This is a genomic window from Pseudomonas fluorescens group sp. PF-69, from assembly GCF_054481235.1.
Map to the genome: position 1 here is coordinate 300664 of NZ_JBTMNC010000001.1, position 20503 is coordinate 321166.

The window sequence follows — 20503 nt, forward strand, 5'->3', positions numbered from 1 at the left end:
GCAACCTTTCGCCCCCTTCCGGACTCCTTTGTTTAACCCCCGTTCAAGAGCCTGATGTCATGACGTTCGAGCGCGATCACCGGATCGACTTTTTTCGCGGTCTGGCACTGATCTTCATTTTCTGGGATCACGTGCCCCACAACCCTCTGGGTCAAATCACCTTGCGCAACTTCGGCTTCAGCGACGCGGCTGAAGTCTTCGTGTTTCTGGCCGGTTATGCCGCGGTACTGGCCTACGGCAAAATCCTCGCCCGCGAGGGGTTCCTGATCACCTGCGTGAAAATCCTGCGCCGGGCCTGGGTGCTCTACGTGGTGCATATTTTCCTGCTGGCGATGCTGATGGGCATTGTGTTCTTCGCCAACAGTCACGTGGAGACCCGGGACCTGGTGGAGGAAATGGGCATGCACCACTTCATCGCCAGCCCGCAACAGGCCCTGATCGATGAACTGCTGCTGCGCTTCAAACCGAACCTGATGGACCCGCTGCCGCTGTACATCGTGCTGCTGGCCGGGTTACCGCTGGTGCTGCCGTTGCTGGTGCGCAAGCCCTGGGCCGTGGTGGCGGGGTCATTGACGGTGTATCTGCTGGCGCAGTGGCTGGGCTGGAACCTGGCCGCCATCAAGGACGGCGTGTGGTACTTCAACCCTGTCGCCTGGCAATTGCTGTTCGTGCTCGGTGGCGCGGCGGCGATTCACTCACAGCGCTCGCGCGTGCCCGAGACTCGACCTTTGATTCGCCAGCCTTTGTTCATGACGGCAGCGGTATACGTTGTGGTCGCCGGCGTGCTGACTGTGTTGTGGCGCTGGCCGCAGATCCACGATGCGCTGATGCCGGCCAGCCTGAGCAACCTGTTGTACCCGATCAGCAAGACCAACCTGTCACCCGTGCGCCTGTTGCACTTTCTGGCGCTGGCCTACGTCACCGCGAAACTGCTGCCCGACACCGGCTGGACGAAAAACTGGCTGGCCCGGCAAAGCTGCCGCATGGGGCGGTTTTCCCTGGAAATCTTCTGCCTCGGCGTGCTGCTGGCGCCCCTGGCGGACATGATCAATGCGATGACCGACGATGCCTTCGCCATGCAGATCTTCACGGCGCTGGTGGGGGCCGGGTTGATGGCGTTGCTGGGGGCGTGGCTGGAGTTCAACAAGCGCTTGAATCAGACCATCAAAAGATCGCAGACGGTGACAGCGTCTGCCTGAGCAGATCGCGTGCGCCTGTCGATGCCGAGTTGATCTGCAAAAATACAAAAGCCCCGGCCAATGGACCGGGGGCTTTTGCGTTTCAGGCGTGACGACTTACGAAGCCGACTGCATCGCACCCTGCGACGCAGAGGTCGGTTGCAGTTTGAACACATAGAACAACACGGTCAGCAGCACCAGGAACGCCGGGCCGACATACAAGGCCACGCGAGTGTCCGGGAAGTAGGCCATCAGACCGACCACCAGCACCAGGAACGCCAGCGCCAGGTAAGAACTGACCGGGTACAGCCACATGCGGTATTTCAAGCCCGCACGTTCGCTGGCGCTCAGGCCCTTACGGAATTTGAGCTGGGCCAGCAGGATCATCACCCAGGTCCAGATCGCACCGAAGGTCGCAATCGCCGTCACCCAGACGAACACCTTTTCAGGCACCAGGTAGTTGAGCAGCACGCCCAGCAACAAGGCGCCCATCGACAGCAGCAACGCGCGACGCGGCACGCCGTTGCTCGAAGTCTTGGCGAAGCCGGCCGGGGCCTGACCGTTCTGCGCCAGGCTGTAGAGCATGCGCCCGGTGCTGAAGATGCCGCCATTGCAGGACGACAGCGCCGCCGTGATCACCACGAAATTGATAATGCCAGCGGCGGTCTTGATGCCCAGGCGCTCGAAGGTCATCACGAACGGGCTGCCCTGGGTACCGATTTCATTCCACGGGTAGATCGACAGGATCACGAACAGTGCACCGACGTAGAACAGCAGAATCCGCCAGAACACCGAGCCGATCGCATCGGGAATAGTCTTTTGCGGGTTCTTCGCTTCACCGGCGGTCAGGCCGATCATTTCCACGCCGAGGTAGGCGAACATGACCATTTGCAGGGACATCAACACGCCTTGAACGCCATTGGGCATGAAGCCGGCATGAGTCCAGAGATTGGAAATGCCCAGCGCCACCCCATCGTTGCCCAAGCCAAAGGCGATGATGCCGATGCCACCCAAGACCATCGCAATGATGGTGACGATCTTGATCAGGGCGAACCAGAACTCGAATTCACCGAAGGCCTTGACCGCGATCAGGTTGATGGTGCCCATGCTGACCAGGGCCGACAGCGCCCAGATCCAGCGCGGTACGTCGGGGAACCAGACGCCCATGTACACCGCCACGGCGGTGATTTCCGCGACACAGGTCACCAGCCACAGGAACCAGTAGTTCCAGCCGGTCAGGAAGCCTGCCAGAGGGCCGAGGTAGTCTTGGGCATAACGGCTGAACGAACCGGCAACCGGGTTGTGCACGGCCATTTCGCCGAGGGCGCGCATGATGACCAGAATGGCCAGGCCGCCGATGATGTAGGACAGCATGATCGCCGGCCCTGCCATCTCAATGGCCTTGGCCGAACCGAGAAACAGACCGACACCGATACAGGCTCCGAGTGCCATCAAGCGAATATGCCGTTCGCCGAGTTCACGTTTGAGCGGGCCGCCCTGAGCGGTCTCGCCGTGGGGCAGATGATTGCCAACTGGCATAGGGGTACCACCTCGTCTTGTTATTGGATATAGCCACCGAGTGTCGAAGCAATGACTGATAAGTCACCGCTTCCCATAACCGGCTCGGCCTCGTGGGCAAAACCGTCTTCCAGGACACATCCTGCAAGATCAGCGGGGCGTGCAGTATAAAAAGCCGGCGACAGAAATTTTCACTCTATAAACCACAAAATTCAGGCATAACTCTCGGCAAAAGCGGGATCGACGGAGCTGGATTGCCTGACTTATGTAGGATTTTTCGCCATTTTGTGACGGCGGGGAGTATTGCACGGTATTGGTGCGTCGTCATGCCCGCAGACAGGCCGTTTTTACCCGATGGACGCGTCTAGAACAGCACTTCCAGCGTGCAGCGGTCCCAGTGGCGAGGGCGCTCGTTCCCGCCGGGCTGCGAAGCGGCCCCAATCCCTGTCATCGGGTTGTGCCTGACTGAACCGGTTGCCTGGTGTTGCGACTGCGGCGCACTCGAGGGGGACGGTGCGGCGATCCGACAAGCTTCCTCGCCACAGGGAACGGAAGAAACCCGATAGTTGGAGGTTCACAATTTTTTCACCATCGCCAAGCACCGTCTAAGCTTCAGACAAGTCAGATCAATCTGCGTGAATGGATCAGTCGACTATGGGCGCGTTATGGCAAACCGATTCGAGTAAAACCGTGGTCCCGACTGAACGTGTGGATGAAGCGCCTATACCTGAAAAACCCCGTCGCAGTCGCGTCAAGCATGGGTGGAAGGCGTTTTGGTTGCTGATATTGATCATTGCGATTGTCGTAGGCCTGGCGGCGTCCAAGGAGATGCGCACGTCGAGGTTTCAATCGCGGGAGATCAGCAAGTTTGCCCAAACCCTCAACTATGAACTCAAACCCGGCCCCAGTGATGCCATTCACTACCCTGGCGCCGGCCCGTTCGATCTGCGCCTGGGCTATAGCTCGCTGGGCGAGTTCCTGCCCCGTTTGCTCAAGCGTGATTTCGTCATCGAAGCGCAAACCCGATTTTCTCCGGCGCTGATGAATTACACCGACAGGGGCCTGTTCGTGCCCTATGCCGAGAAAATCCAGGCCGGGTTATCGATTACCGATTGCCACGCCGCGCCGTTGTACCAGTACCACTATCCGCAACAGCTCTATTCCAGCTTTGCCTCGATCCCGCCGGTGGTGGTCAACAGCCTGTTGTTTATCGAAAACCGCTTTCTGCTCGACCCCAGGCAACCCCTGGCCAACCCTGCCGTGGACTGGCCGCGCTTCGGCATGGCGGCATGGTCCCAGGTTGCCAAGTTGCTGCACGTACCCGGCCAGTCCGCCGGTGGCAGTACTCTGGCCACGCAGCTGGAAAAATACCGGCACTCGCCCGATGGCTTGACGGTCAATGGCGCGGAGAAAATCCGCCAGATGATCTCCGCCACCGTACGTGCCTATCAGGCCGGGCCACAAACCCTCGAAGCCCGGCAGAACATTGTTCGCGACTACCTCAACAGCGTGCCGCTGTCAGCCGTACCCGGCCACGGCGAAGTGCATGGCATGGCCGAAGGCTTGCGGGTGTGGTACGGCTCCGATTTCAACCAGGCCAACGAAGCACTGACCCGCACCGCGACAGACCCGCAAACCATGGCGGCGAAAGGTCTGGCCTTGCGCGAGATGCTGTCATTGATGATCGCCCAGCGCCGCCCGTCCCATTACCTGACCAAGGGTCGTGACGAACTGGTCGACCTCACCGACAGCCATATTCGCTTGTTGGCCCAAAATGGCGTGATCGACGCCCCGTTTGCCGCCGCCGCATTGGCCAGCAAGGTGACGTACCGCGACTGGGCCACCCAGCCGACCATCCAGCCGATCGAAACCAACAAGGGCATCAGCGTGGCCCGCAGCCGTCTGGCCGGGATGCTCAATCGCCCGCTGTACGACCTTGACCGCCTTGACCTCTCGGCCACCAGCACCCTGCAAGGCGAACTGCAAACCCAGGCCACCGAGTACCTGAAAAAACTCGCCGACCCGGCCTTCGCTTCGCAGATCGGCCTGATCGGCGAGCGGCTGTTGACCACCACCAGCACCACGCAAGTGCGCTACAGCTTCACGCTGTTCGAACTGACCCCGGACGGTTCGCGGGTGCGGGTGCAGACCGACAGCACCGATCAACCGTTCGACATCAATGAAGGCAGCAAACTGGAACTGGGCTCCACAGCAAAAATGCGCGTGCTGACCACCTATCTGCAGATCATTGCCGAGTTGCACGATAAATATGCCGGCATGACCATCCCGGAACTGAAGAAAGTCGAGGTGCCGGAACAGGATCACCTGAGCCGCTGGGTGGTTGATTATCTGATCCAGAACAAGGACCGCAGCCTGCAGCCCATGCTCGGTGCGGCGCTGGACCGCAAATATTCCGCCAGCCCCGGCGAAGCGTTTTTCACCGGTGGCGGATTGCACGTGTTCCATAACTTCCGCAAGGAAGACAACGGCCGCATGCCGACCCTGCGCGATGCCCTGCGGGAGTCGATCAACCTGCCGTTCATACGCCTGATGCGCGACCTGGTGCGCTACACCACCTATTCCGGCCCCAACAACAGCTCCGAATTGCTCAAGGACGACCGCGACCCGCGTCGTCAGGAATACCTGGCCTCGTTCGCCGACCGCGAAGGCACTTCATTCCTGCTCAAGTTCTGGAAAAAATACAAGAACAAGGACACCCAGGCTCGGCTCGAAACCTTCCTCGACGGCATGCGCCCAACCCCGATCCGCATGGCCGCCGTGCACCGATACCTGTTGCCGCACGCCAGCCAGGAAAGCTTCAACACCTTCGTGCGCTCGCACCTCACAGGCGCCAAGCTCACCGAAAAACTCACGGATGAACGCCTGATAAGGCTCTACGACAGTTACGGCCCGGGCAGCTACGACCTGCCGGACCAAGGCTTCATCGCCAAGGTCCACCCGCTGGATCTGTGGATGATGGGCTATTTGCTGAACCACCCGGACGCCACGTTCAAGGACATCGTCAAGGCCAGCCAGTTCGAACGCCAGGAGGTCTACAGCTGGCTATTCAAGAGCAAGCACAAGGGTGCCCGTGACGGCCGCATTCGTACCATGCTGGAGATCGAGGCGTTCCTCGACATCCACCAGCGCTGGCAGAAAGTCGGCTATCCGTTCGACCACCTGGTGCCGTCGCTGGCGACCGCCATCGGCAGCTCCGGCGACCGCCCTGCCGCCCTGGCCGAGCTGATCGGCACCATCCTCAACGACGGCGTACGCATGCCGACCCTGCGCATCGACAGCCTGCATTTCGCCGCCGGCACGCCCTATGAAACCAAACTGATCAATGACCCGGTCGTCGGCAAGCGAGTCATGCCGTCCGAAGTCGCCACCGCCATGCGCGAAGCCCTGTCGCAAGTGGTGGATGCCGGTACCGCCAAGCGGGTCGCCGGCAGTTTCAAACTGCCCGATGGCAGGCCGCTGGCCATGGGAGGCAAGACCGGCACCGGCGACAACCGTATCGAAGCCATCGGTTCCGGCGGACGGATCCTGAGTTCCAAGTCCCTCAACCGCACGGCGACCTTCGTGTTCTACATCGGCGATACCCATTTCGGCACCCTGACGGCGTTCGTACCGGGGCGCTCGGCGGAAGCCTTCACCTTCACCTCGGCACTGCCGGTGCAGGTGCTCAAGGGCATGGCGCCGATCCTCACGCCTTACCTGCAACCGGGCACCCACACCATGTGCCAGCCAACCGAGGTCACCGCCGGCCGCTGAGAGAACTCAATGGAAGGATGGCGGTACATATGTATTTTTCACTCTCGATTTTTGCGAGAACGGTGCCGGCAACGGCGCCGATTCAAACCGATTTTTGCGCTTTTTCTGGGCCTCATGCCTACCTAGTCTGGTCGTCCGATTCATGATCAAAGGACGATCAGGCAATGCCCATTACCCCCTCGGCGATTCAAGGATCAGACCCCCTCGATAAAAGCATCCACTTCCATCAGGTCAGAAAGGCGATTCCTGCCTGGCTGCTGAACGCCTCGCCATCGCGTGTCGCCCCCCTGAAATCGGTCAGGCTGACGCTGCCCGACTGGCACAAGAACGCGTCAACCACCGCTCACCGCCAGTTGAAAAAAGCCATCCAGCTCGGCTGGACCGCGCAAAACACCGCAGATAAGGCTCTGAGTGGTGTGCAGGATATTTCCGCCTTTGCCAAACCTCTGCTGCAGAAAGCGCTGAAGGACCGCTTCGGCGTCGAAGACGATGTCGAGGAAACCTGGCTGCGACTCTATGCCCCGGTGACGACGGCCTGGTGGGTGCATGACTTTTCCGGCGGAACCACCAGCCGCACCGTCTCGCTGCTGGACGCCGCGCTGCACAACTTTTCCCGGGACGAAACATTCACCCAGGACTCCGAGTTCATCACCCGCCCCGATGCACGCGGGCATTTCAACGTCAAACCGCTCAAGCACAGACTGAGCATCGAGCAGTTCAAGTCCCTGTGTCGCGACCTGGACATCGGCGCCCGCTATCAACAGCACCTGAAAGACACCTTGCTGCCCACCGACAAAGCGGCGAGCAATGTTCTGCGCCACAAAGTCATTCTCAGCCAGAAAAGCGCACTGAATGTCGCCGCGCACATGGCCCTGATGAAAAACGACATCGACCAGGAGGCCTTTGATGTCGTGCAAGGCATGCTCGACGATCGTTCGCGACTGAAGTGGAACGGCCAACCCGTCGGCTATTACAACCTGGCGATGATGGACACGCGCCTGAGCGGCATCATCCTGATCGCGGCGGACACCTCCAGCGCCAGCGGCGCGGTCCCGGTGATTGCCTATGTTCCCCATGATCCGCTCCACCCACTCAAGCGGTACGCCTCGTCACTCGAGTTCATGGCTGAACTGACGCGCCAGTTGCGCGATGGCGAATCCGCCAACAGCTATCAACGGTTCTTCAGCCAGTTCGTACCCCATGAGCAACGCGGCCATTTTTTTGCCGGGTTGAACGCGCGCCTGAGCACGGTGAAATGGCAGCCGGTGGCCGCCGGTTCCAGCTTGCCGAGCTGGCGCGAAACCCCTGTGGATAAACCCGATCTGCAATTCAGCGTGTCGAGCATCAAGATCGACCGCGAGACGACCTTCAACAATGACCTGTGGGGCTATCGCTACCGGCAGACCCTCAACAAGGTGTTCAACGATGCCCGGCAGATCGCCATTTCCACCGAATACGCCGACCGCATGGCCAGGTGGGCCTGGTGGGACAACCTGGAAAAAATGCTCTCCGACATCCTCAACGTTGCCCTGCTGGTGGCGACACCGCTGGTGCCTGGCCTGGGCCCGCTGATGCTGGCGTACACGGCCTGGCAACTGACCGATGGCGTGGTCGAGGGCCTGGTCGACCTGGCCGAAGGACGCCTGGCCGACGCAGGTGAGCAGACCCTCGGCGTGCTGGAAAGCGTCATCCAATTGGGCGTGTTCGCGGCGGCAGGCGCCGTCGGCAATGTGGCACGGACGAAGCTCTCGCCGTTTTTTGAAGGCCTGAAACCAGTGCAGTTGGCCAACGGTGAGACGCGTTTGTGGAACCCTGACCTCAGCCCCTATCAACGCACCGACGTGAATTTGCCCACGGACGCCCGGCCGGATGACCAGGGTATTCACCAGCATCAGGGTCGACGCATCCTGCGCCTGGACGATCAACATTTCGAAGTGCTGGAAGACCCGGTCACCGGGCAACCACGCATCCGCCATCCGCAGCGCTTCGATGCTTACGCCCCGACCCTGCGCCACAATGGCCATGGCGCCTGGGTCTGCGAAACGGAAAACCCGCGCCAGTGGGAAGGCTCGACCCTGATGCGCCGCCTCGGCCACAGCACCGAGGGTTTCAACGATGAACAGCTGGAGGAGATCCGCCAGATCAGCGGCACCGATGAAGGCGTGCTGCGCAGGGTGCATGTTGAAAACGCCCCGCCCCCACCGCTGCTGACCGATACCCTGCAACGCCTGGCTTCACCCCCCATTGCACCCGCGCCACTATCCACTGAAATCGCGCCGTTGTTCAGCGAGTTCCCCGAGCTGCCGGCGACCGTTGCCGAACACATCATCGAGGGCGCCAGTGCCACGGAAGATCAGCACATCGCCCAGAAGAAACGCCTGCCCCTGCGCCTGAAAACCCAGGCCCGAGAGCTGCAATTCGAAACCCGGGCGGTGCGGGCGGCCCAGGGTCTATACCCGAGCGCATCAATCACCCCCGACACCGAGCGCCTGGTGCTGGGCACCCTGCGCTTCAACACCGATACCTTCGGCGACCTGCGCCTGGAGATTCGTCAGGGAACCATCGATGGCGAGCTGCGTTACAGCGTCGGCCCCGATGACGCCACGCGGGTGCGGGTCCTGATTCGCGACGAGGCCGGGCAGTATCAGGTGCGTGACGGTGACGATCAGCCGATCCATGAAGCCGATGACTTTTTTGAAGCCGTGCTGCAGGCCACGCAGGAAAATGGACAAAACGCCCTGGGCTACAAACCGGGGGATGCAGAACTGTTCAGGCAGTGGGTCATGGTCAAATCGGCTCCGCCGAGCGAACGCCGGGTCGTGCTCGCCGAGCCGCCCGTTCGCGCGGTGGCCGAACATGAAACGATGTTGTTGGTGCGTGGGGGCTGGCTCAGCAAGGAAGGCAAAACATTGCACGAACGCATCCATGACCTTTATCCGCACTTCAGCGATACCGAGGTCGATACGTTTGCCCGTGCCCTGACTGAAAGGGGCGAGCCGATGAGGCTGCTTGAGGAACAGGAAAACGATCTCAACCAACTGCGCAATCTGATCGATCTCTGGCACGCGCAGGCCGCCGGACTGGATGCCGACAATCCGATGCCGTTGCGCGGAACTCGACAACACATTGCCGAGCGATTACTCGCCTGTTTCGAAAGAAAAAATGCCGAGCTCGGCAGCCGTACCGAACCCCATGGCTATGCACTGGATCTGTCACGGGAACTGCTTCCGATAAATCTGCAATCCGAATGGCCCGAACGGCCGCAGCTACAAAGTTTTCTGGACAAGGTCACGATCCTGAAACTCGACAACACCCGCTTTTCCGCCAAAGCCAACGGTTTGCTGAAAGACTTCCCCAACCTTCGCGAACTCAGCGCCAGTCGATGCAGCCTGACGAGCCTGCCGGAAAACATCGGCGCCATGCACCGGCTCGAACGCCTGCGCTTGAGTGACAATGAAATCGTGCTGGACGCTGCCGCTGTCGAGCAACTGAAGCACCTGGACAGCCTTGAGGTCCTGCGTCTGGATGAAAACCCCCTGGGTAGGGCGGTCGACATCTCACTCATGCCCCGGCTGAAAGTCGTCGGTCTGCGGGACACGGTCATTGTCAGCTGGCCTGAAGGTACGTTGAGCAAAACCAGGCCCCGCGGTTTTCTGCTGGATCTTCGGAATAACCCGATCAGCCTGATACCCAACGTGGTCCCAGGCTCACCGCAGGCCTGGGTCGTGGCGCGCACCCGGCTGGATGTCGGCAACCTGTCGGAAACCAACCGGGTTCGCTATCAGGCGATCCGTCGTTCGGTGCAATTGCCCCCTGAGCCGATCGTGCCCTCCGACAGCCAGGCCGACTGGGTGGTCAGTTCCGACTACAGCGCGGACCACTGGAACGATGTGCCCGGCTGGGGCATCGACCGGGCCAATCACTGGACGGATCTGGCCGATGAGCCCCAGGCCGAGGCCTTCCTGAGGGCGTTGCTCAATACCCGACGGAGCCGCGACTTCCAGAGGCCCGGCCCGGCCAAGAATCAACTGGTGCAGCGTGTCTGGCGCATGCTCGATGCCGTCTACGTCGACACGTCTCTTCGGGAGAAGCTGTTCACCATGGCCGTCGCGCCAGTGGATTGCGCCGACGCCGGCGCCCAGTTGTTCAATCACATGGGCATCCACGTGCTCGCCTACGAGGCCCATGCGTACACCACTGACACGGCTCAGCTGGAGCAGAAACTGGTGACCCTGGCCAAAGGCGCGGCGCGGCTGGAACAGGTCAACGACATTGCCCGCGCCGATGTCGCCAGTCGTGGCGACAACCCGGACGAAGTCGAGGTCTACCTGGCCTATCAGACCGGATTGGCAGAGCGCCTCGACTTGCCCTGGCAATCAAAGGGCATGCTTTACCGGCCAGTGTCCGGCGTCACTGACGCAATGATCGATCAAGCCTATGACACGGTCCTGGCCTTGGGCGAAGGCGATGGTCTGGTCGACCGGATGCTCGAGCAGGATTTCTGGCAAGACTATTTGAACGAACGCTATGCGAACCCACTGCAAACCAATAAACATCGCTATCAGCGCCTGTCGGATCAACTGGACACCCTGCGCGATACCCAGCGCGAATGGGTCGAGTCGACATCGGATCTGCGCCGCGCCGAATTGCGCAGCCAACTCAGGGAACTGATAAATGATCTGCCGGTGCCGGACACCGTGGTCTTTGCGGATGAGCCGTTCAGCGATGCGATCTTCGACCGATTGCTGGTCGACCTGGGCGACGCCGAGAAAGAACTGTCGCGAAGCCTGACCCGTGCTGCCATGAAGCGCGCCGGCCATTAAAACCCAAGCAAGTGAGGACAGCCTGACGGCGGTTTGCGCCGTCAGGTTCAGGGCCTTGGCCTTACACTTCGGAATCCCAGATCACGGTGACGCTGCCGAAATACTGTTTGGGTGCCCCCGGCAAAAAAAGATGATCGGGTTTCTCAAGCTCGAAGTGCAAGGTGCCCGGCTTACGATCCACATAGTGGCCTGGCTGAAAAATCTCGCTCCCGCCCTCAGTCAGCAGTTCCTGGCGCTGGACCGGTCTTCCGGCGCTATTGGTCAAGCCACCCGGTAGACTCACGCTGACTTTCAATGGTGCGGTCAGTATCAAATTCCGATCAGCCATATAGCAGACCCGTCCATCGGTGATTGAACACTGCAAAAACATCTTGAAGCGAGAACTGGCCGAGATATTGAAGGTCTGGTCACGGAACAACCGCGCCGGTTTGCGCCCCGCGTGAAGCCAGCTCTGCCAGCCACCGGCCGGGAGCAACTGGACCTTTTCGCCACCGGGCGGGACATCGACCTTGAGCGTATGTTGAACGTCGAGATTGAAGTTCATGGTCAGTATGGGACTGCTCGGCAGCATGACATCGCCGAAGTCGAAGTCGCCGTTGGGGCCGACGGTGTAAGTCAATGACCCCGTGTAATGGCCCGCCAACATGCCCAACGGATTGGGCGTGAAAAGCTCATAGGAAAAATCCAGAAACTCGTAACGCATCCATGGCACCTGGAATTTCGCCTGTTTATTACAGGCGGCCTCAACCGGCGTCTTCCAGAAAAAGCCGTAGTAGTTGGTCCCGTAATAACCCACTCCACTGTAAAGGCACGGCGCCGGGCTGTTCACCCAGCTCAATCCCCATAACAGGTTATGTGCGAATCGGTAGTCTTCGTTGGTGTCCCCCGTCAGCTGCCGAACATCCTCAGTCACATACTTGGAGCCTATGCCGGTAATGCGCATTTTTACCGTCTCCACCGCTCCGGATTCATGACGAACCGTCAGATCGCGCCATTGCGCCGGCACCCTGAACGTTGCGCCCTGGCGCGGCGACCCATGGTTGGCCGGGATCGCCTGGCTGGACTCGAACTGAATCGGCACTTGCAGGCTGAACGTCTGATTTTCGACACATTGCCCCGGGTATCGCTCGCAGTAACCGCTGGGCGGGGTGGTGTTCTTGAATTGGTTGAGATGGGGTTGCGTCGGATCAGGCTTGAACAACGCCGTGATTGAAACGTCCTGGGCCAACGCCTGGGGCATCAGCCACCACACCATCAAAAGAATCCACACCCCTGGATGCCTCGTTGAAAACAAAAAACCGGTGACACTCATCTGTATCCATCTCCGATAACCCCCGACCTGTTCCCTGGGAGGGTTGATATCCACTCGATATTCAATCGTTACAAAAGCCCGGCATAACCAACGGGAATCCTGTGTGCGCCCAAAACCACTGTGGGAGCGAGCCTGCTCGCGAAGAGGCCGGCACATTCAGCCTGCATGGCGCCTGACACGCCGCCATCGCGAGCAGGCTCGCTCCCACATTTTTGATCCCTGCCGAACACAGATCAGGGTGCCGCCGCACTGAAAATCAGCTGGACAGTGCCGTAGTAAGTCCCCGGCTTATAGCCAGCGGCCGGCTCTTTCGGCTGGATTTCCAAAGCAAAGCGCCCGCCTGCCATGGCTTGCGTCGCCGACACCACTTCGCGCGGTTTCGGATCATGGCTCAGCTCCTGACCGTTGAAGCTGACCCGCAAGTAGATGTTCTGGTCTGCACGCCCGTTGAACAGATAAGGCTCGGTCTCCAGCCGCGCTTCGATCGCACTGGTGTCGTGCCTGACGTCGAAATTCTTGCGCAGCCCTTCGAGCCTCGATGTGTTGCGATTCCACGGCAGGGTCTGTTCGAGGTGAATCCAGTTCGTCTCGGCCGGTATCACGTAAAAGCCCAGGGTCGGAATATCCGCCCACACCTCGAATGTGCGCTCTTCCCGTGCCGCGAAAACCTGGGCACACATCATCACGCCCACACCCAGGGCGATGGCCGATTGCTTGATCATGTCAGTTACCTGTTGCGTGGAAAAAAGCGGCGAGTCTTTCAGCGCGACCCGCCTCTGGCGGTGTCACTGGCTGGCAACGCGCAAGGATTTTTTGTCAGCGCCTTCGATCAGGTTGAAGCGGTATTCCCGCCCAGGCTTTTTCTCGAACTCGAACGACTTGCCCGCCAGAACGTGATGCTTGGTGGTCGGTTCGCACTCGGTTTCATTCTTCAGCGAGCAGTTGCGAAACTCATCGATCACCACCACGGTGTTGCCGTTATTGCGCAGACGATAAGCATCGAGGGTGTCATCGATCACGCTGTCGAAACGGCTGTTCTTCGGGCGGACAAAAAACACCGTGCCGAAGCCGGTCATGACGTTGACCCCCGCCGACAGGTTCTCCTTGTAGGTATCGCGCTCTTCACTGGACACCGCGAAGTCATCTTCCTTTTCCGGTACCACCGGCACGAAGCGCACGCGGAAATACCGCTCGGTGTCACGGGCGCCCATGTGCAGCAAACGTGTGCCCTGCATGCCTTTGGCCGGCACGATCAGGCGTGCGGGGCTGGCCATCAAGCCATCCCGACCGCTGCCATCGGCCTGGGTTGCGACCGGTATTTCGCGGTGACTGCCATCGGCGTCGTAGATGATCTCCAGGATGTTGACCTTGACGAACGCGGTGCTGTCGCCGCTGTTGTAGACGCGCTTGAGGTAGGTGCTCTTGTCGCTGTCCAGATAGTCGTACACCGTTCCGACATTGATCTGCGGACCGGCCTGAACCGCCAGAGAAAACCCGCTCAAACCCAACAGCAACCACAGACGTTTCATACCCTTGAACCTCATGACATTGAACACAACACAGGCGCGGACCCTCGATAGGCGGCCCATCAGATTTCCGAATCCCAGATCACGGTCACGTTGCCCCGGTAAAAGGGACCGGCACCAGGCGACAACATGAATTGCATCTGCCTCGGCGGTACCTCGAAGTGCAGGACACCCGGCGCCCTGTCGACGTAGAAACCCGGCTGGAAAAACAGCGCATTGGCCGCGCCCGCTCGCAGGCGCATGTGCCTGACGGGTTGCCCGCTCATGTCGGTCAGGCCATTGGGCAGGCTGACATAGACCTGCAGCTCCACTCCTCGCCTGGAGACCCGGTCATCAAGCAGGCAGTCGTAAACGACGCCGATAAACTCACACTCCATGTACATCTTGAAACGCGAGGAGGCCGAGATATTGAAGGTCTGGTCACGGAACAACCGCACCGGTTTACGCCCGGCATGCAGCCAGCTCTGCCAGCCACCGGCCGGGACCAACTGGACCTTTTCGCCACCGGGCGGAATGTCGACCTTAAGGGTGTGCTGCACGTCGAGATTGAAGTTCATCGTCAACGCCGAATCGCTCGGTATCAGAACATCACCAAAATCGAAATCGCCATTGGGGCCGATGCTGTAAGTCAGTGAGCCGGTGTAGTGCCCTGAAGACATGCCCAAGGGATTGGGGGTCTCCAGTTCATAGGCGAAATCCAGGTGATTGAAGCGAAGCCACGGAACATTGAACTTTGCCTGTTTTGCGCAGGTGCCTTCGGTGGGCGTTCGCCAGAAAAAATCGTAGGTGGTGGTGGTGTACCAGCCTACCCCGCTGTAGAGGCAGGGCGACGGTGCACTCACCCAACTCAGGCCCCATAACAGGTTGTGCGCAATGCGGTAATCATCGGCGCCTCCCACCAGTTCCATCACATCATCGGTCACCGCCTGCGAGCCGATGCCAGCTATCCGTACCCTCACCGTCTCGGGTTCTCTGGTCGTTTCGTGATACACGGTCAACTCACGCCATTGCGCCGGCGCTTTCAACATCGCCCCCTGACGCACGGAGGCATGATTGGCCTGTATGGGTGAACGAGAATTGAACTGAATCGGCACCTTCAAGCTGAAGAACTGCTCCAATTCACACTGGTCAGGCCAATTCCCGCAATAACCACTGGGCGGCGTGGTGTTCTTGAACTTGTTGAGATGCGGATAGGCTGAGTCCGGCTTGAACACGGCAGTGATCGTGACGTCCTCGGCACTGGCCGGAGCGGTCATGGTGCTGGTGAGCAATGCGCCAGCCACCCACCCCTTGGTACGTGAAATGAAAGAACGCGAGACGTTCATGTAAGTCTGACCTCCGATAACCAGATTCAACCGCGGGCCGTTCAGCCCGCCGTCTCGGCGCTGTGGGTGGCGTCCGCCAGGGTGTCCGGCGAACAGCGCAAATCACCGATCATCAACACGTTGTTTTCGCTGCGGTGTTTGTCGATATCGAGGCGGAACTGGCACAGCAACTGGTCGGCGTAACGCACCTCCAGGGTCGGTGAGCCCGCGTTCATTTCCATCGAGAAGAAGCCATCGACTTCGCTGACCCCACGACTGGCATGGTTGATCACGTGGTGGCCCTTGAGCGGCCGTCCCTGCGGGTCGAGCAGGCGCCCGAGCACGGTCAGGGTTTTCATCACCCGCACCTTGCGGTACTCCACGCCGCCCTTGTTCAGGTGATAGCGGGTGCGCGAAGGTTCGATGCTGGCTGCCGGCACGTGATTGCCTTCGAAGTCGAAGCTCACCGAACTGTTTTTGTAGGCCGTCAGCGGAATGAAATTGCGCCCCGGCCGCAGGGCTGCGCTGCCGCCGCTGAGGTCGTCGGCGCGCAGGGCGATACCGTCGATGTCGGACTCGACGTCAACGATCATCCCGGCGCCGCGCCCTTGATGCTGGCTGGTCAGTGCCATGCGTTGTGCGCCCACGACCAGCGTGCTGTCGAGGTTCAGGCCACCGGTGAAGTTGTTATTGAACGACGAGCGCTGGATAAAACCGTCGCCGTTGATTTCGTCGGTACGGAAGTTCGCCAGGCTCGACAGGCCGACGCCATAGGTGTCGGTCAGCGCGGTCACCGACACGCTCTGCAGTACGTGGTCTTGCAGGTCTTTGCGCCAACCCAGCGAGGCGTTGTTATCGCGCCCACCCTCACGGGCGGTACGGCTGCCGATGCTCCCGGAAATCTGCTGGCCGGGACCACCGAGGGCCAAGTTGATGCTCAGGTCGACCCCGCGATTGCGCGCATCGCCGCTGCTGTAGCTGCCCGGTCGGTCGAACAGCGACAAACGCCAATTGGCATCGCTGCCAAACAACTGGGTCCGTTGGGTCCAGCCGAGGTCGACGCCGACACCTTCGACGTTGCCCTCACTGTGGGACACCCGGGCATTGAGCGAACTCTTGCGGCTGATGCGGTGGTTCAGCGCCAGCGATGAATTGCTGGTCTGGCCGGTGAATACATTGCGTTGGCGCACGCGGGTGCCGTCGGGCAGCGTGTCGTAGGTATTGGTGGTGTCGAGCCAGCTACGGTTGTGGCTGATCACCAGGCTGCCGGAACCATAGTTGTACAGGCCTTGCAGGTCGGCACCGGTGCCGTGGTCCTCGGTCTGGTAGAGGTTGGCGTAGACACTGGTGCTGTTGCCCAGGGTCCAGTCGATGGAGCTGCCGTACTGGAGCTTTTCCCGCACCTGGCGTGCGGACAGGCCGAGAATCACCCGCGGGTGCAGCAGATAATTGATCGAAGCCCCCGCCGTGGCATCGCCACTGCTTTGTTGATCCCAGTTGCTCAGCAGCTTGCTTTCCTGCCCGGCGAACAGGTTGTAGCGCCAGCGCTCATCGTGGTTGCGCCAATTGCTCGGCTTGTAGATCAGCTCCTGAGTGGTCGAAGTGACTTGACCGTCCTCGATCAGCCGTACTTCCACTTCATAAATGCCGCCGGGCAATGGCCGTGTGTCGAGGGTTTGCAACCCGGCCGGGACCGACTGGGTGTTGATCAACAGGCCATCGCGATAGATCTCCACCGATGCCTGGCGGTTGGCCGTGACATAAACCGGGTACACGCTGGGTTTCGGACTGTCGATGGCCAGGCTGTCGGAGCTGCCATACATCACGCCCACGGCGGTGTCGGGACTGGTGCCGAACGAACGGGGCTGGCGGGTCAGGCCTTCGGCGTTGGGCGTGAAGTAGCCCAGGCGGAAAAAACTGCCCTCCAGTTCGCGCTGGGTGAACAGCTCATGCACCGCGTGGTAGGTCTTGTCATCCGGCCCGCCCAGACGCGCCAGTTGCATGTTGAAGGTCTGGCTCCAGTTGCCCAGGCTGCCGCTGGCCTCCAGACCGAAACGACCGCCCAGGTCTTGATCCTGGCCGCCGTTGAGATTGAGCTGGTTACGCACCATCAGGCCGCTGCTGCCGCCTTCGGGCTGAGCGTAGAAACGCTTGGCTTCGCTGTCGCGCTCGGCATTTTCGGTGACGATCGACAGCAAGGAATTTTCCAGGTTGTAGTGAACCGCCAGCATTTGTTCCGGGCATTGCCCCGTGCAGGCTCCCAAGGCCACGCCGGGCTTGAGGATGTCGGCCCAAGTCTCGCGCTCCCCGGCACCCAAACGGCTTTCACTGGTGTCGGTGAAATCGAGCAACGTCACCCGGTCATCGCGGGACAACACAATCATCGCCTCACCGAGTGGCTGTTGATCGAGCTCGACCCGAACCGCCAACGGAACGTCAAAGAAATGCTCCTCGAACTCTGCCGGCAAGCCTTTGGCCTGGGCCAGCAAACTTCGCGGCGTATGATCAACAGAAGTGGGCGCCGCAAATGCACTGCTACATAACAGCAACGCAAGCGCTGCCGCGATGGGCGTCATCGGGAACATGAACGAGTACTCTAATAACAAAGAAGTTAAATCCCGACCGGCAACTTTTTACAGCGCCGGTCGGTCACGTTACTTATACAAGTAAGTGCTTATGACTCTTGATCAAGGAGCAGGAGGAACAGCATCGAACATCATGGTGACCGCACCGGTGTAATCACCTGGCGCAAAGGTAGTGCCCAGCGCCTTGATGTTGAGAGGGGCACGATAGTTCACGTTCGATTCGGTTTCGCCGACGACCATTTGCGGAGTGGTCGTGAGCACTACATTGTTGAGTGCCACTTGCAGGTCGATCTCCGAAGCACCACCGATCAGCTTCGGCACACTTTCAAGGCTGGCGTGCACCGAACCGTTGTTGTTGCGCACGTCGAAGAAACCGTTGACCTCATCCATGGTGCCTTTGCTTGGCAAGTAATCCATTCTCTGATCCTTGTTGACCAGATCCGGATCGACCGGCACCACGTAGAAACCATTGGTGGGTACATGAGCGACAAGGTTGATGGAATGACGGGCTTCACCCGCGGCGAATACGGCGGAAGAACTCAGTGCCAGAACAGCCAGAGGAGCAGCGAACGCGATTTTCTTGAACATCTTTCAGTACCTGTCTTTTAAAAGGATAAAGCGCAGAAAGTTCAAGTTGAGCAAAACCGTCACGAGCAGTTATTTGCTCAGCTGAACTTTCAACGCCGAAAGATGATCGACCAATTTATCTGGAAAGTAAGCAGGCAAGTTCCTGCAAGTGCGTAGCCAAAGTGCTATCGAGGCAGAAAGAAAAAACCTGAAATTACTTAAAATTGAATGCCTGACTGTAAGAGAAATACTACAAAGCTGACACTAACGACAATGACTCGCAGATACTAACCTAGTTGCTTCTGTAAGACCAATACCACAAGTCCCGCATTTAATAGGCCAAAACATAACATTAGAGAGTTAACACTAATTTCAGGTTTTTCACCTGCATTGATTGCCACCATTTTTGCCGTTTTGGCGGGCAAATCGGCCCGACGCTCGGGACGGCCATCGGTCGGGGGGGCTTGCGCCCCCATTAAGATATATCTTAAGTTATGTCTAAACACGACGAGAGAAAGCACAAATGAGAGACCATCATTCCCCCTACCGCGAACACGGCGACGGCCGCGACGGCTTCGAGAAGCGCCCCGGCCGCGAGCGCGGTGGTCGCGGCCCCCGGGTCTTCGCCCCCGGTGACCTGAAATTGCTGTTGCTGGCGCTGATCGCCGAACAGCCTTGCCACGGCTACGACCTGATCCGCCAGATCGAAGGCATGTTCGACGGCGCCTACAGCCCCAGCCCCGGCGTGATTTACCCGACCCTGACCTTTCTGGAAGAGAGCGAAATGATCCAGGGCGACGCCGAAGGCGGGAAAAAACGCTATTGCGTGACCGACGCCGGGCGTCAATCCCTGGCCGAGCAAGCCGTCGCCCTTGAAGGCGTGCGGGTGCGCATCGATGTCAGCAAACGCTCCCTGCGCGGCCATGATCGCCCACCCGAAATCCACGAGGCGGTGCACAACCTGCGCCACGCCCTGCAACTGCACCACGGCCGCTGGAGCGCGCAAGAGATCCAGCGTGTCGCGGCCCTGCTCAACGACACCGCCAAAGCCATCGTCGACGGCCCCGCCGTTCAAGCTGCCCAGGAGAAAGCCGAATGACTGAAGTCGTTACCCAAGCCATTCATCGCGTCATGCACGAAATCAAACGCCGGCGCCTGAAAGTGTTGCGGGTGGTCGACCTGACCCCGCGCATGCGCCGGATCACCCTGGGCGGGCCCGAACTGGCAGGGTTCGTCAGCCTCGGCACGGACGATCACGTCAAACTGCTGTTCCCGCAGAACGCGGCGGAACAGGCAGCCCTGGAAACCCTGGTACTCGGCGCCGGCAAAAGCGACGGACCGATGCCGGCCATGCGTGACTACACCCCGCGTCGCTATGACCTGGACACGCTGGAGCTGGACATCGACTTCGTGCTGCACGGCGACGGCCCTGCCTCGACCTGGGCCGAACAGGCCAGGCCGGGGCAGTTCCTGCACATCGGCGGGCCGCGCGGTTCGATGATCGTGCCGGACATGTTCGACAGCTATCTGCTGATCGGCGACGAAACCGCCCTGCCCGCCATTGCCCGGCGTCTTGAAGGCTTGCCGGCGAATCGGCGGGCGCTGGTGATTGTCGAAGTGGAAAACGGCAAGGAGCAGCAAGTGCTGCAGAGCGCTGCCCAGGTCAACGTGATCTGGGTGCTGCGCGAAGGTGGCAAGGACCACCTGCTGAGCACGGTGCGGCAGATCAAGGTGCCCACGGGCAGCCTGTACGCCTGGGTCGCGACCGAGACCAAGGTGTCACGGCAAATCCGTCGAGTGTTGCTCGATGAGCATGGGTTGGACGAGCAGTTCGTCAAAGCGGTCGGCTACTGGCGGCTGGATAACACTGACGAAGAGTGACCGGCTTTAGGGCCCCATCGCGAGCAGGCTCGCTC

General features: G+C 60.0%; 12 protein-coding genes. 5 read left to right on the plus strand and 7 right to left on the minus strand.

Annotated elements, in window-relative coordinates; all coding sequences use genetic code 11:
• Nucleotides 1–59 precede the first annotated feature (59 nt).
• Nucleotides 60–1199 (plus strand): OpgC family protein, encoded by a 1140-nt coding sequence (locus ACX3YF_RS01420; RefSeq protein WP_130207533.1) that lies wholly within the window; start codon nucleotides 60–62, stop codon nucleotides 1197–1199.
• Between the two features lie 96 nt (nucleotides 1200–1295).
• On the opposite strand, the gene ACX3YF_RS01425 is transcribed toward ACX3YF_RS01420, so the two are convergent.
• On the minus strand, nucleotides 1296–2717 hold the full coding sequence (locus tag ACX3YF_RS01425; protein ID WP_458973314.1) for an amino acid permease: 1422 nt from the start codon (nucleotides 2715–2717) through the stop codon (nucleotides 1296–1298).
• 633 nt (nucleotides 2718–3350) lie between these two features.
• Here ACX3YF_RS01425 and ACX3YF_RS01430 point away from each other — a divergent pair.
• Together ACX3YF_RS01430 and ACX3YF_RS01435 are read left to right on the plus strand one after the other, a co-directional pair.
• Nucleotides 3351–6470, plus strand: coding sequence for a transglycosylase domain-containing protein (locus ACX3YF_RS01430; RefSeq protein WP_130207529.1), 3120 nt, complete (start codon nucleotides 3351–3353; stop codon nucleotides 6468–6470).
• A gap of 164 nt (nucleotides 6471–6634) precedes the next feature.
• Nucleotides 6635–11293 (plus strand): NEL-type E3 ubiquitin ligase domain-containing protein, encoded by a 4659-nt coding sequence (locus ACX3YF_RS01435; RefSeq protein ID WP_458973315.1) that lies wholly within the window; start codon nucleotides 6635–6637, stop codon nucleotides 11291–11293.
• 61 nt (nucleotides 11294–11354) lie between these two features.
• Here ACX3YF_RS01435 and ACX3YF_RS01440 read toward each other — a convergent pair whose 3' ends face one another.
• The 6 genes from ACX3YF_RS01440 to ACX3YF_RS01465 form a co-directional block, all read right to left on the minus strand.
• Nucleotides 11355–12533 (minus strand): hypothetical protein, encoded by a 1179-nt coding sequence (locus ACX3YF_RS01440; protein ID WP_458973316.1) that lies wholly within the window; start codon nucleotides 12531–12533, stop codon nucleotides 11355–11357.
• Between the two features lie 305 nt (nucleotides 12534–12838).
• Nucleotides 12839–13327 carry a CS1 type fimbrial major subunit gene (locus ACX3YF_RS01445; protein ID WP_458973317.1) on the minus strand — a complete coding sequence of 163 codons (489 nt, stop codon included), beginning with the start codon at nucleotides 13325–13327 and terminating at the stop codon, nucleotides 12839–12841.
• A 63-nt stretch (nucleotides 13328–13390) separates the two neighbouring features.
• The gene (locus ACX3YF_RS01450; RefSeq protein ID WP_458946045.1) at nucleotides 13391–14134 is read right to left on the minus strand and encodes a molecular chaperone; all 744 of its coding nucleotides are present in this window, start codon (nucleotides 14132–14134) and stop codon (nucleotides 13391–13393) included.
• Nucleotides 14135–14193: 59 nt separating this feature from the next.
• Entirely contained in the window at nucleotides 14194–15456 is a 1263-nt protein-coding gene (locus tag ACX3YF_RS01455) for a hypothetical protein (protein WP_458946046.1), read from the minus strand.
• Between the two features lie 41 nt (nucleotides 15457–15497).
• Nucleotides 15498–18020 carry a CS1-pili formation C-terminal domain-containing protein gene (locus ACX3YF_RS01460; RefSeq protein ID WP_196586748.1) on the minus strand — a complete coding sequence of 841 codons (2523 nt, stop codon included), beginning with the start codon at nucleotides 18018–18020 and terminating at the stop codon, nucleotides 15498–15500.
• Nucleotides 18021–18122: 102 nt separating this feature from the next.
• The gene (locus ACX3YF_RS01465; protein ID WP_448645865.1) at nucleotides 18123–18608 is read right to left on the minus strand and encodes a CS1 type fimbrial major subunit; all 486 of its coding nucleotides are present in this window, start codon (nucleotides 18606–18608) and stop codon (nucleotides 18123–18125) included.
• 502 nt (nucleotides 18609–19110) lie between these two features.
• Between ACX3YF_RS01465 and ACX3YF_RS01470 the strand changes: the two genes are divergently transcribed.
• Both ACX3YF_RS01470 and ACX3YF_RS01475 read left to right on the plus strand, forming a co-directional pair.
• On the plus strand, nucleotides 19111–19686 hold the full coding sequence (locus tag ACX3YF_RS01470; RefSeq protein WP_448645864.1) for a PadR family transcriptional regulator: 576 nt from the start codon (nucleotides 19111–19113) through the stop codon (nucleotides 19684–19686).
• Nucleotides 19683–20468: a siderophore-interacting protein gene (locus ACX3YF_RS01475; protein ID WP_130207525.1), complete on the plus strand. Its 786-nt coding sequence runs from the start codon at nucleotides 19683–19685 to the stop codon at nucleotides 20466–20468. Before ACX3YF_RS01470 ends, ACX3YF_RS01475 begins: the two co-directional genes overlap by 4 nt.
• Nucleotides 20469–20503 lie beyond the last annotated feature (35 nt).